This is a genomic window from Streptomyces sp. NPDC101132, assembly GCF_044759225.1.
In the GTDB taxonomy this organism is placed as follows: Bacteria; Actinomycetota; Actinomycetes; order Streptomycetales; family Streptomycetaceae; genus Streptomyces.
The window spans coordinates 147663-163388 of sequence record NZ_JBIVYX010000004.1 but is presented as its reverse complement, the minus strand read 5'-3'; the positions used below and the strand labels follow the sequence as shown (position 1 = coordinate 163388).

At 73.7% G+C, this 15726-nt stretch carries 11 protein-coding genes; 9 read left to right on the top strand and 2 right to left on the bottom strand.

Going from position 1 to position 15726, the window contains the following annotated elements:
- Positions 1 to 137 precede the first annotated feature (137 nt).
- The 4 genes from ACIQUR_RS11230 (at position 138) to ACIQUR_RS11215 (ending at position 4928) form a co-directional block, all read left to right on the top strand.
- The gene (locus ACIQUR_RS11230; protein ID WP_403661831.1) at positions 138 to 752 is read left to right on the top strand and encodes a GNAT family N-acetyltransferase; all 615 of its coding nucleotides are present in this window, start codon (positions 138 to 140) and stop codon (positions 750 to 752) included.
- 86 nt (positions 753 to 838) lie between these two features.
- Positions 839 to 1453 (top strand): hypothetical protein, encoded by a 615-nt coding sequence (locus tag ACIQUR_RS11225; RefSeq protein WP_403661828.1) that lies wholly within the window; start codon positions 839 to 841, stop codon positions 1451 to 1453.
- A gap of 174 nt (positions 1454 to 1627) precedes the next feature.
- The gene (locus ACIQUR_RS11220; RefSeq protein ID WP_403661825.1) at positions 1628 to 1798 is read left to right on the top strand and encodes a hypothetical protein; all 171 of its coding nucleotides are present in this window, start codon (positions 1628 to 1630) and stop codon (positions 1796 to 1798) included.
- A gap of 82 nt (positions 1799 to 1880) precedes the next feature.
- Positions 1881 to 4928: an ATP-binding protein gene (locus ACIQUR_RS11215; RefSeq protein WP_403661822.1), complete on the top strand. Its 3048-nt coding sequence runs from the start codon at positions 1881 to 1883 to the stop codon at positions 4926 to 4928.
- A gap of 226 nt (positions 4929 to 5154) precedes the next feature.
- Here ACIQUR_RS11215 and ACIQUR_RS11210 read toward each other — a convergent pair whose 3' ends face one another.
- Positions 5155 to 6321, bottom strand: coding sequence for a PQQ-dependent sugar dehydrogenase (locus tag ACIQUR_RS11210; RefSeq protein ID WP_403661819.1), 1167 nt, complete (start codon positions 6319 to 6321; stop codon positions 5155 to 5157).
- Between the two features lie 220 nt (positions 6322 to 6541).
- Complete coding sequence (locus ACIQUR_RS11205) at positions 6542 to 7600, bottom strand: aldo/keto reductase (RefSeq protein ID WP_403661816.1); 1059 nt, start codon at positions 7598 to 7600, stop codon at positions 6542 to 6544.
- Positions 7601 to 7676: 76 nt separating this feature from the next.
- Here ACIQUR_RS11205 and ACIQUR_RS11200 point away from each other — a divergent pair, with 76 nt between their 5' ends.
- The 5 genes from ACIQUR_RS11200 (at position 7677) to ilvC (ending at position 15587) form a co-directional block, all read left to right on the top strand.
- Positions 7677 to 8615: a 2-hydroxyacid dehydrogenase gene (locus ACIQUR_RS11200; protein ID WP_403661814.1), complete on the top strand. Its 939-nt coding sequence runs from the start codon at positions 7677 to 7679 to the stop codon at positions 8613 to 8615.
- Positions 8616 to 8865: 250 nt separating this feature from the next.
- A complete protein-coding gene (locus ACIQUR_RS11195; RefSeq protein WP_403661812.1) occupies positions 8866 to 11784 on the top strand; it encodes a putative bifunctional diguanylate cyclase/phosphodiesterase in 2919 nt (972 codons plus the stop codon).
- 210 nt (positions 11785 to 11994) lie between these two features.
- Positions 11995 to 13875, top strand: coding sequence for an acetolactate synthase large subunit (locus ACIQUR_RS11190; protein WP_403661809.1), 1881 nt, complete (start codon positions 11995 to 11997; stop codon positions 13873 to 13875).
- A gap of 28 nt (positions 13876 to 13903) precedes the next feature.
- Positions 13904 to 14428, top strand: a complete 525-nt coding sequence (gene ilvN / locus ACIQUR_RS11185) for an acetolactate synthase small subunit (RefSeq protein WP_399948909.1) — start codon at positions 13904 to 13906, stop codon at positions 14426 to 14428.
- 157 nt (positions 14429 to 14585) lie between these two features.
- Positions 14586 to 15587: a ketol-acid reductoisomerase gene (gene ilvC, locus ACIQUR_RS11180; protein WP_399948911.1), complete on the top strand. Its 1002-nt coding sequence runs from the start codon at positions 14586 to 14588 to the stop codon at positions 15585 to 15587.
- Positions 15588 to 15726: the final 139 nt, after the last annotated feature.

Below are 15726 nucleotides of genomic sequence, written 5' to 3'. Positions count from 1 at the left end.
CCGCGGCCCGCCGCCCCCGGGGGCGGCGGACGCCCGTACCCGCGCCGGCCGCGCGGATGCGTACGTACGCCGGGTACGTGCGCACGCCGCCGGGCCGCTCCACCGTCCGTACCCGCCCACCCCGAGGACCAGCCCGCATGTTCGCGATCCCGCTCGCCGAAGACGCCCAGCTCAAGCCGCTGGAGGTCTGGCACGCCGAGGAGTTCCTCGCCCACGTGGACCGCGGCCGGGAGTACATCGGGCAGTACATCGGCTTCGCGGACCGGGCCGCCGACCTGGACGGCGCGCGGAGCCTGCTGCGCTCCTTCGCCGAGAAGGCCGCGGCCGACCAGGGCCGCCTGTACGGCATCTGGCTCGACGGCACGCTGGTCGGCGGGGTGCTCTACCGGACCTTCGACACCACCACCGGCACCTGCGAGATCGGCTGCTGGCTGGAGCCCGCGGGCGCCGGGCGGGGGCTGGTCAGCAAGGCCTGCCGGACGCTGATCGACTGGGCCTTCCTGGGCCGGGGCATGCACCGGGTCGAATGGGTCTGCGCGGCGGACAACACCCCCAGCAGCGCCGTCGCCCGCCGCCTCGGCATGACCCGCGAGGGCGTGCTGCGCGAGGCCCACCTGCACCGGGGCTTCCGCCACGACCTGGAGGTCTGGTCCGTCCTCGCCCGCGAGTGGCCCCCGGCCGGGGTGCCGGCCGAAGCCCCCGTCGCCCGCCCCCGCCCCGAACCCCTGCCCCGCCCCGAGCCCAGCGCCTGACCCGCCGCGCCCGGTCCGGGCCACGGCCCGGACACCGCGGGCCCCCTCTCAGGAAGATCTCAGAATCCCCGCCTACGGTGCCCGCCATGGACACCAAGAACGCCGACGCGGCCACCGCCCCCGCCGACCCGACCGACCCCACCGCGGACGGCACCCCCGCAGGGACCGCGGGACCCGGCCCGAAGGACGCCGACCCCGTCGTGGGCGAGAAGCCCGACGCGGACCTCCTCGACGCCCTCGACGAGGACGGCGACGCCGACGAGGAGCTGCTGCCCGCCGACCCGGACGCGGAGGCCGACGCCCCGTACACCGGCGCCGGGGCCGGCGCCGCGGCCGTCGTCGCCGCCGGACTCGGCGTCTCCGCCCTGACCGGCACCTGGGTCTCCCGCGTCGCCGCCGAGCGCCAGACCCTCATAGGCCAGATCGAGTCCCAGACCGCCGCCTCCACCGCCGAGAAGATCTCCGCGCTCTACGGCGACGCCTGGCACCTCACCGCCCTGGTCAACGGCGTCTTCGCGGTCCTCGCGCTGCTGGTCGGCACGGCCGTCCTCCTCCGCCCGGCCTTCGGCGTGCCCGGCCGCACCCTCCCCGCCTGGGTCCGGGCCGTCTCCTGGGGCGCCGTGGGCCTGGGCCTGCTCGGCCTGCTGGTCGCCGTCCTCATGTACTTCGACGTCCTCGCCCCCCTGCCCACGGCTCCCTAAGGCCTGTCCGGCGGGTGCTTAGGCCGGGGCGGGCACCCGGCGTACCCGCCTAAGGCACCCCGCCCCCGGCAGATGCGGCAGTCGCCCGATGTGGCGGCACCCCCTGGGAGGCGAATCTTGGATCACACGGAACGAACGGGCCGTGACCAGGAAGAACCTCCAGGGGAGAACGAGATGTTCGAGTACGAGATCGCCAGCCTCCGCCGCGCCGAACTGCTCCGCGAGGCCGAGGAGTACCGCCGCGTCCGGCAGGCCGAGGAGTACCGCAGGGCCGGCCGCGGCAAGGCCGCCCGCACCGCCGTCAAGGCCGAGGCCGCCCGCCACCGCTTCACCCGCGCCGCCTAGCCGGCACCGGGCGCAGCACCCCAGGTGACGCCGCATGAGAACCCCGCCGCCACCCACTGCCGCGCGCACGGATCACTGTGCGATGCTCGGCGACGTGGAAACCAGATCCGTCAGCCCGGTGTTCGTCGGACGGGCCGACGAACTGGCCCTGCTCACCGACGCACTCGCCCGCGCCGCCACCGGCGAGCCGCAGGCCCTGCTCATCGGTGGTGAGGCGGGCGTCGGCAAGACCCGCCTCACCGAGGAGTTCATAGCCGAGGCCGGCCGGCGCGACGCCGTCGTCGCCGTCGGCGGCTGTGTGGAGATAGGGGCGGAGGGACTGCCCTTCGCCCCCTTCTCGACCGCCCTGCGCGCCCTGCGCCGCCGGCTGCCCGAGGAGCTCGCCGCGGCCGCCGCCGGACAGGAGGACGAGCTCGCCCGGATCCTGCCCGAACTCGGCGAGACCCCCCGCGGCCCGCACGACGAGGAGAGCACCGCCCGCCTCTTCGAACTCACCGCCCGCCTCCTGGAACGCCTCGCCGCGGACCGTACCGTCGTCCTCGTCCTGGAGGACCTGCACTGGGCGGACACCTCCACCCGCCACCTCCTCGCCTACCTCTTCCGCACCCTGGCCGGCGGCCGGCTCGTGATCGCCGCCACCTACCGCGCCGACGACGTGCACCGCCGCCACCCGCTGCGCCCCCTGCTCGCCGAACTGGACCGGCTCCGCACCGTCCGGCGGCTCGAGCTCTCCCGCTTCACCCGCTCAGAAGTGCGCCGCCAGCTCGCCGGGATCCTGTCCTCCGAGCCGGACGAGGCCTTCGTCGACCGGGTCTTCGCGCGCTCCGACGGCAACGCCTTCTTCGTCGAGGAACTGGTGGCCTGCGACGAGAGCGGCTGCCGCACCGGACTGACCGAGTCCCTGCGCGACCTGCTGCTGGTCCGGGTCGAGGTGCTCCCCGAGGCCGCCCAGCGGGTGGCCAGGCTGGTCGCAGAGGGCGGCTCCACGGTCGAGTACCCGCTGCTCCTCGCGGTGTCCGGGATGTCGGAGGACGCGCTGATCGACGCCCTCCGCGCGGCCGTCGGCGCCAACATCCTCCTCGCCACCCCCGACGGCGACGGCTACCGCTTCCGGCACTCCCTGGTCCGCGAGGCCGTCAGCGACGACCTGCTGCCCGGCGAGCGCGCCCGGGTCAACCGCCGCTACGCCGAGGCCCTGGAGGCCGACGACACCCTGGTCAGGGCGGAGGAGCGGGTCATCCGGCTGGCCAGCTACTGGTACTACGCCCACGACCCGGCGAAGGCGCTGCCCGCCGTGCTGGAGGCCTCCGTGGCGGCCCGCCGCCGGCACGCGTACTCCGAGCAGCTGCGGCTGCTGGAGCGGGCCATGGACCTGTGGGACAGCGCCCCCGACGAGGTCCGCGGGGCGCTCCGCCCGGCGGACTACACCGAGGTCTACCCGCCGTGCGGCTGCGACCCGGCCACCACCCCGCTGCGCCGCCTCGACCTGCTGGCCGAGGCCGTGGTCGCGGCCCGGTACGGCGGCGAGCGCGAGCGCGCCCTGAAGATCACCAAGCTGGCCCTGCGGCTGCTGGAGGAGGAGGACGACCCGCTGCGCGCGGCGTGGTTCTGGACCGAGCGCTCCAAGCTGGTCATCGGGCTGGCCCGCGGCGACGGCTGGGAGGAACTCGGCACCGCCCAGGAGCTGGTGCGCGGCATGCCGCCCTCCCAGGTGCACGCCGAGGTCCTGGCCTTCGCGGCCGGCTGGGGCATGCTGCACCAGCCGGGACCCGAGAACCTGGCGACCGCCGAGCGCGCCGTCGAGGTGGCCCGGCTGGTCGGCGCGGAGGAGGTCGAGCTGAACGCCCGCCTCACCCTCGGCTCCCTCGTCGCCGACGCGGGCGACCCCGCCGCGGGCATCGCGGAGATGTACCGGGTCCTGGAGCGGGCCACCGCGCTGGAGCTGTCGGTGCTGGCCGCACGGTCCCACATCAACCTGTCCTCGCAGCTGGAGAGCCAGGGCCGGTCGACCGAGGCGGTCGGGGTGGCCCGGCGGGGCATCGACCTGGTCCGCCGCTACCGGCTGCGGGACTCCGAGGCCTGGGTCCAGGGCAACCTGGCCGACTCCCTCTACAGCCTGGGCCGCTGGGAGGAGGCGGCCGAGGCGGCCGGCCAGGCGCTGCGCTCCGCGCAGAGCGCCAAGCCGCGCGGATCGGCGGCCTCCCGGCTGGCCCACCTGGCACTGGCCCGCGGCGAACTCGCCGAGGCCGCCGCACAGCTGGCCGCCGCCCACGAGCACTTCGGCAGCCACGACCGGCAGCCCCAGTACCGCATCCCGCTGTACCGCCTCGCGCTCGGCGTCGCGGCCGCCGAGGGACGCATCCTCGACGTGCGGGCCGAGCTGGTACGCGCCGTGGCCGAGGGCATGCCGCCCGGTCACCAGCGCTACTCCTGGCCCCTGCTGCTGGCCGCCGCCTCGGCGGAGGCCGACGCCCGGGGCCTGCCCGCCGCCGGTGCCGGCCGGGCCGAGGCGCTGGAGCTGATCCGCACCCAGGCCAGGACCCTCGCCGCCGCGGCCCCGGTGTGGGCCGCCCACGCGGCGTACGTACGGGCCGAGCTGCGGCGCGCCGAGGACCGCGACACCCCCGCCGACTGGGCCGAGGCGGAGGCGGCGCTGCGCCCGCTGGACCGCCCGTACCTGCTCGCGCGGGCCCGGCACCGGCGCGCTGAGGCCCTGCTGGCCGAGGGCGGCGACCGCGGCGAGGCGGCGGCGGCGCTCCGCGCGGCCCACGGGGCGGCCGAGGGCCTGAACGCCCGGCGGCTGCGCGAGGACCTGGCGCTGCTGGCCCAGCGGGCCCGGCTGGCGCTCACCGAGGACGAGCCGCCGGCCGCGCCGGAGCCCGCCGTCGACCCGGCCGGGGCCCTCGGCCTGACCAGCCGGGAGCGGGACGTGCTGCGGCTGGTCGCGGCCGGCCGCAGCAACCGCCAGATCGCCGAGGAGCTGTTCATCTCCCCGAAGACCGCGAGCGTCCACGTCTCGAACATCCTCGGCAAGCTGGGCGTCACGGGCCGCGGCGAAGCCGCGGCCCTGGCCCACCGCCTCCGCCTCTTCCCCCGCGAGACCCCGGCGCAGGGGGTAGCCGCCGGCTAGCCCGAACCCCTCGGACCGGGCCGGGACCCCGGCCCGGAGCGGCGCCCGGGGCTCTCGCCCGGAGCGGCGCCCCGGTGCCCTCGCACGCAGGGACAACCGGGCCCCTCGCCCGGCGGGGCGCCCGGGGGCGCCGGGCCCTGAGGGGCGTCCAGCGACCGCTCGTCCAGCGGGATGACCCCCCGCCCGGCGTACCGCCTGCCCGGGAGCCCCGCCCCGCGGGCCGGCGTCAGCGGACCGTGAGCTCCACGATGCGGTCGTCGCCCTGCTCCGGGGTGCCGCGGCCGTCGGTCTCGCTCGTCGAGAGCAGCAGGCGGTCCGGGCCGGTGGCGACCACCGTGCGCAGCCGGCCGTACTTCTCGGTCAGGAAGGCCTGGGGCGCTGCCGCGGCGCGGGTGCCGTCCAGGGGGATGCGCCAGAGCCGCTCGCCGCGGAGCCCCGCCATCCAGATGGCGCCCCCGGCGTACGCGATCCCGCTGGGAGAGGCCTGGTCCGTGGTCCACTGCGCGACCGGGTCGCGGTACCCGGGCTTGCCGGCCCTGCCCTCGGCGAGCGGCCAGCCGTAGTTCTGCCCGGGCTCGATCAGGTTCAGCTCGTCGTACGTGTTCTGCCCGAACTCCGCCGCCCAGAGCCGCTTCTCCGCGTCCCAGGCCAGGCCCTGCACGTTCCGGTGGCCGTACGAGTACACCACCGAGTCCGCCTCGGGGTTGCCGTGCACCGGGTCGCCGTCCGGGGTCATCCGCAGGATCTTGCCGCCCAGGGACTCCTTGTCCTGGGCCAGGCCGGTGTTCCCCGTCTCGCCCGTCCCCGCGTACAGCATCCCGTCCGGGCCGAACGCGATCCGCCCGCCGTTGTGGATCATGCCCTTGGGGATGCCCCGCAGGACCGTGTCGGGCGCGCCCAGCTGCTGCCCCCGCGGCTTGCGGTCGTCGTAGATCATCCGGGCGATCCGGTTGTCCGACTCGGTGGTGAAGTACGCGTAGACCAGGCGGTCCGAGGCGTACGAGGGGGACAGCGCCAGCCCGAGCAGCCCGCCCTCCCCGCCGGGAGCCACGCCCGACACCTCGCCGACCACGGTGAGCGCACCGGTCTCGCCGTCGACCCGGGTGATCGTCCCCTCGTCCCGCGAGGCCACCAGCAGGTCGCCGTCCGGCAGCGGGGCCACGCCCCACGGGCTCCCGAGCCCCTTGGCCACCTCGCGCCCGACCGTCACCGAGCCCTTGGCCGGCGCACCGGACGGCCGCGCCGTGGTGCCGCCGCCCGCCGTGGGGGAGGAGCCCCCGCCCGGCGAGGGCCCGGCCGCCGGGCCCGTGCCGCCCGAGCAGCCGCCCGTCAGCAGCACCCCGCACACCGCGAGCGCCACCGCTCCCGCCCTGCCCCTGCCGTTCCCGCGCATGACCCGCTCCTTCCGCCCGCCCTGGTACGCGCCTGCCCCGTCTCCATCATGGACAACGTCCGGCGCCCACGGCAGCCGCTTCGCACGGGTCGCTCCCGCACCGCGCGTCTCCGTGCACTCCTCCACAACCGCCGCGCCCACTCCGGAAGTTCCCCACGGACCGCGTGATCCCGGCCCCGGGCCTCCGCCCCGCGAACCCCCGGTCCGGGAACCCGGAACCTCAGTCCCAGGACCCCACGGCCCCCGGCAGCGCCGCGATCTCCCGCAGGTCCGCCGCCGTCAGCAGCACCCGTGCCGCCCGCGCGTTCTCCACCGCCCAGCGCTCTCGCTTGGTCCCCGGCACCGGCACCACGTGCGGCCCCTGCGCCAGCACCCAGGCCAGCGCCACCTGCGCCGCGGTCACCTCGGGACCGTGCCGCAGCGCCACCCGCCGCAGCCCGGCCACCAGCGGCTGGTTCGCCGCCATCGCCTCCGCGGTGAAGCGCGGGTGCCTGGCCCGTACGTCCTCCCGCTCGAAGCCCTGCCCCGGGGTCAGCGTCCCGGTCAGGAAACCGCTGCCCAGCGGCATCGCCGCCAGGAACCCCACCCCGCGCGCGGCACACCACGGCAGCAGCGTCTCCAGCGCCTCGGGCGACCACACCGACAGCTCCGCCTCGACCGCGCTGACCGGGAACACCTGCTGGACGCGCTCCAGCTGGCGAATCGTCACTTCGTAACGGGCCGCCCCGGCACCCGGCCGCCCCGGCCCCCGCGCCGCCCGCGCACCCGCCCCCCGTACACCCGTCGCCCGCGGGGCCGTGGCCCGCGCCCCCACCGCGCAGAAGCCCAGCGCCCGCACCTTCCCGGCGCCCACCAGCTCCGCCAGCGCCCCCCAGGTCTCCTCCACCGGCACCTCGGGATCCGGCCGGTGCAGCTGGTACAGGTCGATCACGTCCGTCTGGAGCCGCCGCAGCGAGGCGTCGCAGGCCCGCTTGACGTACCCCGGCCGCCCGTTGGCCACGATGTGCTGGTCGCCGACCAGCAGTCCGCACTTGGTCGACACGAAGGCCTCGGCCCGCCGCTCCTTCAACACCCGCCCCAGCAGCAGCTCGTTGGTGAACGGCCCGTACATGTCGGCGGTGTCGAGCAGGTTCGCCCCCTCGTCGAGGGCGGCGTGCACCGCGCGCAGCGAACCCTCCCCGTGCCGCCGCGACTCCGTGTACGCCCAGCTCATCGGCATGCACCCGAGCCCGATCGCGCCCACGGCGAGCCCGGGCGCCCCGATCGTCCTGCGCTCCACCCGCTCGTACCCCTCCCTCGGCAGCCATCCCAAACTAACCGCTGCGACCGTGGCCGGTTCGCATAGCCTCCTGATCATGACTACCGACGTGTGGCTGCCGTTCCGTCCCGACGAGATCGAGGGCCTGCCCGAGGGCCTGGCCTACCGCTTCTGGGACGGCGGGCCCGAATTCCCCGCCGACCCCGCCGACTGCGCGTACTACGTGGTGCCGTACATGAAGGGCTCCGAGGTCGCCGTCCGCCCCCTGCCCGCCATGTCCGCGGTCCGCGTGGTGCAGACCCTGTCCGCCGGGATAGACCACGTGGAGCCCGGCCTGCACCACCTGCGCCCGGGCGTACGGCTGTGCAACGCGCGCGGCGTGCACGAGGCGAGCACCGCCGAGCTGACCCTCGCCCTGGTCCTCGCCTCCCTGCGCGACGTCCCCGGCTTCGTGCGCGGCCAGGACCGCGAGGAGTGGCGGGCCGGCTTCTACCCGGCCCTGGCCGACAAGCAGGTGCTGATCGTCGGGTACGGGTCCATCGGCGCCGCGATCGAGGACCGGCTGGCCCCGTTCGAGTGCGCCGGGGTGACGAGGGTCGCCCGTTCGGCCCGCACCTGCCCGCGTGGTCCCGTCCACGCCCTGGCGGACCTCCCGGAGCTGCTCCCGGCGGCCGACGTGGTGATCCTCTCCACGCCGCTGACCCCCGAGACCCGGGGCCTGGCGGGCGCCGGCTTCCTCTCCCGGATGAAGGACGGCGCCCTGCTCGTGAACGTCGCCCGCGGCCCGGTCGTGGACACCAAGGCGCTGCTGGTGGAGCTGGAGTCGGGCCGGCTGCGCGCCGCGCTCGACGTGACCGACCCGGAACCGCTGCCCGCCGGCCACCCGCTCTGGCATGCTCCCCATGTCCTGATCACGCCTCATGTGGGCGGCAGCACCTCGGCGTTCGAGCCGCGCGCCAAGCGGCTGCTCGCCGCGCAGCTCACCCGGTTCGCCGCGGGGGAGCCCGTGGAGAACACCGTGCTGATCACGGAGTGAGTCCGGCCGGGCACGCTCCGCACCCGTCCGGGTGCGTCCGCTATCCGTAACTCCCCTGGTGGTAACGGAGAGTAGAGAACCTATGTCCCTGAGTGACGAAACTGGTGTATCGTCCGGAACAAGGGGACTGCGCCGAGAACGTACGGCGCTGGGGAGTGATCGGACACTTTGGGGGGCGACGGGCGATGCACGGCCAATGGACAAGCGATCCGCGCGCACGCAAACCGGCCACGCCGGTGACGGAGCCCCGGTGAGTGCCCCCGGGGCGCTCCTGACCCAGCCGCCGCCGGTCTCCGGCGGCGGGAAGGGCCTGCTCGCCCAGCTCCTCCTCGCGGCGGTCTGCGCCGGGTACGCCGTGGGTGCCGCCTTCGGCTGGGGATCGGAGGAAGTCGCCCTCTTCATGGGCGACTTCGGACTGAGCGTCGCGGCCCTCCTCGCCGCGGTGTCCTGCTTCCGCTACGCGCGTTCCAACCCCAGCCGGGAGCGGCCCGCGTGGCTGCTCTTCGCCTTCTCCTCCCTCATGGCGGCGTGCGGGAACGCCGTCTGGGGCTGGTACGAGGTGGTGCTGGGCGAGGAGGTGCCCAGCCCGTCCCTCGCCGACTTCTGCTTCCTCTGCTTCGCGCCGCCGGCCATCGTCGGCCTGCTGGTCCTCGCCAAGCGCCCGGTCACCCGGGCCGGCTGGGTCTGCCTCTCGCTCGACTCCTGGCTCATCGGCGGCTCGCTGCTCACCCTTTCGTGGAGCCTGGCCCTCGCCCACACCGCGCGCAGCGCCACCTCCGAGGGCGCCGGCAGCGTCCCGCGCGCGGCCCTCTCGCTGGCCTACCCCCTGCTGGACATCGCCCTCGTCTCGATGGTGCTGGTCCTGCACTTCCGGCGGTCGGCCAGCAACCGCTCCGCGGTCAACACCGCCGTCGCGGCCCTCGCGCTGACCGTGCTGAGCGACGCCCTGTTCACCTCTCCGCTGCTGCGCGAGAGCTACCGCTCGGGCCAGCTGCTCGACGCCGGCTGGTTCGCCGGCTCGCTGCTGCTGGCGTACGCGCCGTGGGGCGCCCGCAGGATGGCGTACGGCGAGCCGGGCGGCCACCCGCGCGGCGCCCCCCGCCCGCACAGCCGGCCGATCACCGGCTCGCTGCCGGCCCTCACGCCGTACCTCGCCGCAGCCGTCTGCACCCTGGGGATCCTGTACAACGTGGTGGACGGGCGCCGCGTCGACCGGGTGGTGGTCTTCACCGGCTGCACGGTCGTCCTCGCCCTCGTGGTCCGCCAGGGCATCATGCTGCTCGACAACATCGCCCTGACCCAGGAGCTGGCGCAGAAGGAGAACCACTTCCGCTCGCTCGTCCAGGGCTCCAGCGACGTGATCATGATCGCCGCGCCCACCGGGATACTGCGGTACGTCAGCCCCGCCGCCTCCGGCGTCTACGGCCGCGACGCCGAGGAGCTGGTCGGCACCGAGCTGTCCAGCCTGATCCACCCCGACGACCTCGGCAGGGTGGTCCACGAGGTGCGCCGCTTCCTCGCCGCCCCGCCCGCCGAGGAGCCCACCACGCGCATCGAGTGCCGGTTCAAGTCCGGCAGCGGCGAGTGGCTCAACGTGGAGTCCACCGTCAACCGCCACCAGGGCGGTCTGATCTTCAACAGCCGGGACGTGACCGAGCGGGTCCGCCTCCAGGCCCAGCTCCAGCACAGCGCGGAGCACGACCCGCTCACCGACCTCCCCAACCGCGCCCTGTTCACCCGGCGCGTCCGCCAGGCCCTCACCGGCCGCCGCTCCGGGGACCACAGCACCGCCGTGCTCTTCATCGACCTCGACGGCTTCAAGGCGGTGAACGACTCCATCGGCCACCAGGCGGGCGACGAACTCCTGGTCGAGGCCGCCCGGCGGCTCCAGGACTCGGTCCGGGCGGGCGACACCGCGGCCCGCCTCGGCGGCGACGAGTTCGCCGCCCTGATCATGGGCGACGGCAGCCGCGACCGCTCGGCCCGCGAGTACCTCGTCCACGAGATCGCCGACCGGCTGCGCACCACCCTGTCCCAGCCGTACCTCATCGCCGGCAGCGAGGTCCGGGTCGCCGCCAGCATCGGCGTCGCCTTCGCGGACCCCGGCATCACCCCCTCGGACCTGATGCGCAACGCCGACCTGGCGATGTACCGCGCCAAGGCGGGCGGCAAGGACCGCGTCGAGCTGTACGCCCCCCAGATGCAGGCCGAGGTGGTCCGCCGGGCGGAGCTGGCCGGCCGCCTGCGCACCGCCCTCGACGACGGCGAGTTCGCGCTGCTCCACCAGCCCGTCGTCTCCCTCGCGGGCGGCGAGATCACCTCCGTGGCCGCCCAGGCCCGCTGGCGGTCCGCCCAGGGGATCCTCTTCACCCCCGCCGAGTTCCTGCGCGTCACCGAGGCCGCCGAGGACCGCTCCGGTGCCGAGGGCGCTGGACTGGCCGGCGGCGCCGCCGCCCGTACGGCCGAACTGGGCAACTGGCTCCTCGAAGAGGCCGTGGTGCAGGCCGCCGAGCGCCATCAGGCCGGCCACGACGTGCCGGTGGCCGTGCGGATGTCCGCCCAGCGGCTCCTCGGTCTGGGGGTGCCGCACCAGGGTGCGGGCGGGGCGTCCCCCGCCTCGGTGGAGGCCCTGCTGACCCGGCACGGGCTGCCCTCGGGCGCTCTCGTGATCGAGCTGGCGGACAGCGACCCCCGGGTGCCCTTCGACGAGCTGGAGCGCCGCCTGGTGGCGCTGCGGCGGCTCGGCGTACGGATCGCCCTGGACGGCTTCGGAAGCGGCTACGCGGCCATCAGCGCCCTGCGCCGGCTCCCCGTGGACGTGCTGAAACTCGACCGCGGGCTGGTCGAGGGGGTGGTGGAATCGGCCAGATTGCACAAGATCACGGCTGGTTTGTTGCGCATCGCAAATGATTTGGGCATGCAGTCCGTGGCCGACGGGGTGGACCTCCCCGAGCAGGTCCTCGCCCTCCGCGCCATGGGCTGCACCCACGGCCAGGGAATGGCCTTCTCCGGGCCTCTGGACGAATACCGGCTGCGCAGGGCGCTGGTCCGCGGTACGTTCCCAGTACCCGGCGGGATCGCCCTTCCCGCCATGGCGGGCGGCACGCGGGGCGTCCCGGGAGGCCTCCATAGGGGCTCAAATAGTGAGACGTCCATCCCACCCACTTGACATCCCCCTCCCGGCGGAGGGAGGGTCAGTGCCATGCGCACCCGAATTCTCGTACTTGGAAAGCGCGTCGGCTGAAGCTGGGACCACGATGTCCCCGCTCAACGCACCCGACGCGCTCCCCTCGCTTGCCATCCGGCACGAGGGGTTTTTTGTTGCACTGGCAAAACCCGAATCCTCGCAAAAACCCTCAGCTTCGAGAAGAGATTGCCGATGACCGAGCAGGCCACCGGGGCCCACCATCCGCAGCCGCGGGCCCGTACCGGAGGACAGCAGACCGCTGCGATCGAGCACGTCACGGGTGCGCAGTCCCTCATCCGTTCTCTCGAAGAGGTGGGGTGCGACACCGTCTTCGGCATCCCGGGCGGCGCCATCCTCCCCGCGTACGACCCGATGATGGACTCCAAGAAGGTCCGTCACATCCTGGTCCGCCACGAGCAGGGCGCGGGCCACGCCGCCACCGGGTACGCCCAGGCCACCGGCAAGGTCGGCGTCTGTATGGCGACCTCCGGACCGGGCGCGACCAACCTGGTCACCCCGATCGCCGACGCGCACATGGACTCCGTCCCGCTCGTCGCGATCACCGGCCAGGTCTCCTCCAAGGCGATCGGCACCGACGCCTTCCAGGAGGCGGACATCGTCGGCATCACGATGCCGATCACCAAGCACAACTTCCTGGTCACCAAGGCCGAGGACATCCCGAAGACGATCGCCGAGGCCTTCCACATCGCCTCCACCGGCCGTCCGGGCCCGGTCCTGGTCGACATCGCCAAGGACGCCCTCCAGGCGCAGACCACCTTCAGCTGGCCGCCGTCGCAGGACCTGCCCGGCTACCGGCCGGTCACCAAGCCGCACGCCAAGCAGATCCGCGAGGCCGCGAAGCTGATCGTCCAGGCCAAGCGCCCGGTCCTGTACGTCGGCGGCGGCGTCATGAAGTCCGGCGCGAACGCCGAGCTGAAGGTCCTCGCCGAGCTGACCGGCATCCCGGTCACCACCACGCTGATGGCGCTGGGCTCCTTCCCCGACACCCACCCGCTGCACGTCGGCATGCCCGGCATGCACGGCGCGGTCACCGCCGTCACCGCCCTCCAGAAGGCCGACCTGCTGATCGCGCTGGGCACCCGCTTCGACGACCGCGTCACCGGCAAGCTGGACAGCTTCGCCCCCTTCGCCAAGGTCATCCACGCGGACATCGACCCGGCCGAGATCGGCAAGAACAAGCCGGTCGACGTCCCGATCGTCGGTGACGCCCGCGAGGTCATCGCCGACCTGATCCAGGCCGTCCAGGCGGAGCACACCGAGGGCCACACCGGCGACTACTCCGCCTGGTGGAACGACCTCAACCGCTGGCGCGACACCTACCCGCTCGGCTACGACCTGCCCGAGGACGGCATGCTCTCGCCGCAGCAGGTCATCGAGCGCATCGGCCAGCTCGCGCCCAAGGGCACGATCTACGCGGCCGGCGTCGGCCAGCACCAGATGTGGGCCTCGCACTTCGTCAACTACGAGGAGCCCCGCACCTGGCTGAACTCCGGCGGCGCCGGAACCATGGGCTACGCGGTCCCGGCCGCGATGGGCGCCAAGGTCGGCCAGCCGGAGCGCACCGTCTGGGCCATCGACGGCGACGGCTGCTTCCAGATGACGAACCAGGAGCTCGTCACCTGCGCGCTGAACAACATCCCGATCAAGGTCGCGATCATCAACAACGGTGCGCTGGGCATGGTCCGCCAGTGGCAGACGCTGTTCTACAACCAGCGGTACTCCAACACCGTCCTGCACGCGGACGAGACCGGTCACGAGACGGTCGGCTCCCAGCTGGGCGAGTCCGTCGCGCCCCGCAAGGGCACCCGCGTCCCGGACTTCGTCAAGCTCTCCGAGGCCATGGGCTGCGTCGCCCTGCGCTGCGAGGACCCGGCCGACCTGGACAAGGTCATCGCCGAGGCCAACGCGATCAACGACCGTACGGTCGTCATCGACTTCATCGTCCACGAGGACGCCATGGTCTGGCCGATGGTCGCCGCCGGCACCTCCAACGACGAGGTCATGGCCGCCCGGGGCGTCCGTCCCGACTTCGGCGACAACGAAGACGACTGAGCGAAGAGCGAAAGAGAGAACGACTCACATGTCCAAGCACACGCTCTCCGTCCTGGTCGAGAACACGCCCGGCATCCTGGCCCGGATCGCCGCCCTGTTCTCCCGCCGCGGCTTCAACATCGACTCCCTCGCGGTGGGTGTCACCGAGCACCCCGACATCTCCCGCATCACCATCGTCGTGAACGTCGAGGACCTCCCGCTGGAGCAGGTCACCAAGCAGCTCAACAAGCTGGTCAACGTCCTCAAGATCGTCGAGCTGGAGCCGTCCAACGCGATCCAGCGCGAACTCGTCCTGGTGAAGGTCCGCGCCGACAACGAGACGCGCTCGCAGATCGTCGAGATCGTCCAGCTGTTCCGCGCCAAGACGGTCGACGTCTCCCCGGAGGCCGTCACCATCGAGGCCACGGGCGGCGCCGACAAGCTGGAGGCCATGCTCAAGATGCTGGAGCCCTTCGGCATCAAGGAGCTCGTCCAGTCCGGCACGATCGCCATAGGGCGTGGCGGACGGTCCATCACGGACCGCAGCCTGCGGGCCCTCGACCGCAGCGCCTGATCCCCGCGCGCCCCACCGCGAGCGCCGAACCCGCGGCTCGCCGGGTGCCCTGACGGGCGCCCGGCCCCCCGAGCCCGTATACCGAGACCGGTAGACCCGTACTTCCCTCCCCGCCGTACGGTGGGACGCAACGCACCAAGACCAAGGAGATTTTCCAGTGGCCGAGCTGTTCTACGAGTCCGACGCCGACCTGTCCATCATCCAGGGCCGCAAGGTCGCGGTCATCGGCTACGGCAGCCAGGGCCACGCCCACGCGCTGTCGCTGCGCGACTCCGGCGTCGACGTGCGCGTGGGCCTGCAGGAAGGCTCCAAGTCCAAGGCCAAGGCGGAGGAGCAGGGTCTCCGCGTGGTCTCCGTCGCCGAGGCCGCGGCCGAGGCCGACGTCATCATGATCCTCACCCCGGACCCGATCCAGGCCCAGGTCTACGAGGAGTCCATCAAGGACAACCTGAAGGAGGGCGACGCGCTCTTCTTCGGCCACGGCTTCAACGTCCGCTACGGCTTCATCAAGCCCCCGGCCAACGTCGACGTCGCCCTGGTCGCCCCGAAGGGCCCGGGCCACCTGGTCCGCCGCCAGTACGAGGAGGGCCGCGGCGTTCCGTGCATCGCCGCCGTCGAGCAGGACTTCACGGGCAGCGCCTTCGCCCTGGCCCTGTCGTACGCGGCCGGCATCGGCGGCACCCGCGCCGGCGTCATCAAGACCACCTTCACCGAGGAGACCGAGACCGACCTGTTCGGTGAGCAGGCCGTCCTCTGTGGTGGCGCCTCCGCGCTCGTCAAGGCCGGCTTCGAGGTCCTGACCGAGGCCGGCTACCAGCCGGAGATCGCGTACTTCGAGTGCCTCCACGAGCTGAAGCTGATCGTGGACCTCATGTACGAGGGCGGCCTGGAGAAGATGCGCTGGTCGGTCTCCGAGACCGCCGAGTGGGGCGACTACATCACCGGTCCGCGCGTGATCACCGACGCCACCAAGGCCGAGATGAAGAAGGTTCTCGCCGAGATCCAGGACGGCACCTTCGCCAAGACCTGGATGGAGGAGTACCACGGCGGTCTGAAGAAGTACAACGAGTACAAGGACGCCGACTCCGAGCACCTGCTGGAGACCACCGGCAAGAAGCTGCGCAAGCTCATGAGCTGGGTGGACAGCGAGGAGAGCTGATCCTCCGCGGCGGGGGGGGGGGGGGCGCGGGGCCCCCCCCCCCCCGGGCGGGGGGCGGGCCCCCCGGGGGGGGTGTTGGACCCCCGCCCAACCCCGCCCCGGGAGCAGTTCAGCACAGCCGCGTAAACAACCGCGGTAC

Excerpts from the sequence above, each read along its gene's own strand:
- ACIQUR_RS11230 (WP_403661831.1), top strand. The coding sequence starts at position 138 with ATGTTCGCGATCCCGCTCGCCGAAGACGCCCAGCTCAAGCCGCTGGAG.
- ACIQUR_RS11225 (WP_403661828.1), top strand. The coding sequence starts at position 839 with ATGGACACCAAGAACGCCGACGCGGCCACCGCCCCCGCCGACCCGACC.
- ACIQUR_RS11220 (WP_403661825.1), top strand. The coding sequence starts at position 1,628 with ATGTTCGAGTACGAGATCGCCAGCCTCCGCCGCGCCGAACTGCTCCGC.
- ACIQUR_RS11215 (WP_403661822.1), top strand. The coding sequence starts at position 1,881 with ATGCTCGGCGACGTGGAAACCAGATCCGTCAGCCCGGTGTTCGTCGGA.
- ACIQUR_RS11210 (WP_403661819.1), bottom strand. The coding sequence starts at position 6,321 with ATGCGCGGGAACGGCAGGGGCAGGGCGGGAGCGGTGGCGCTCGCGGTG.
- ACIQUR_RS11200 (WP_403661814.1), top strand. The coding sequence starts at position 7,677 with ATGACTACCGACGTGTGGCTGCCGTTCCGTCCCGACGAGATCGAGGGC.
- ACIQUR_RS11190 (WP_403661809.1), top strand. The coding sequence starts at position 11,995 with ATGACCGAGCAGGCCACCGGGGCCCACCATCCGCAGCCGCGGGCCCGT.
- ilvN (WP_399948909.1), top strand. The coding sequence starts at position 13,904 with ATGTCCAAGCACACGCTCTCCGTCCTGGTCGAGAACACGCCCGGCATC.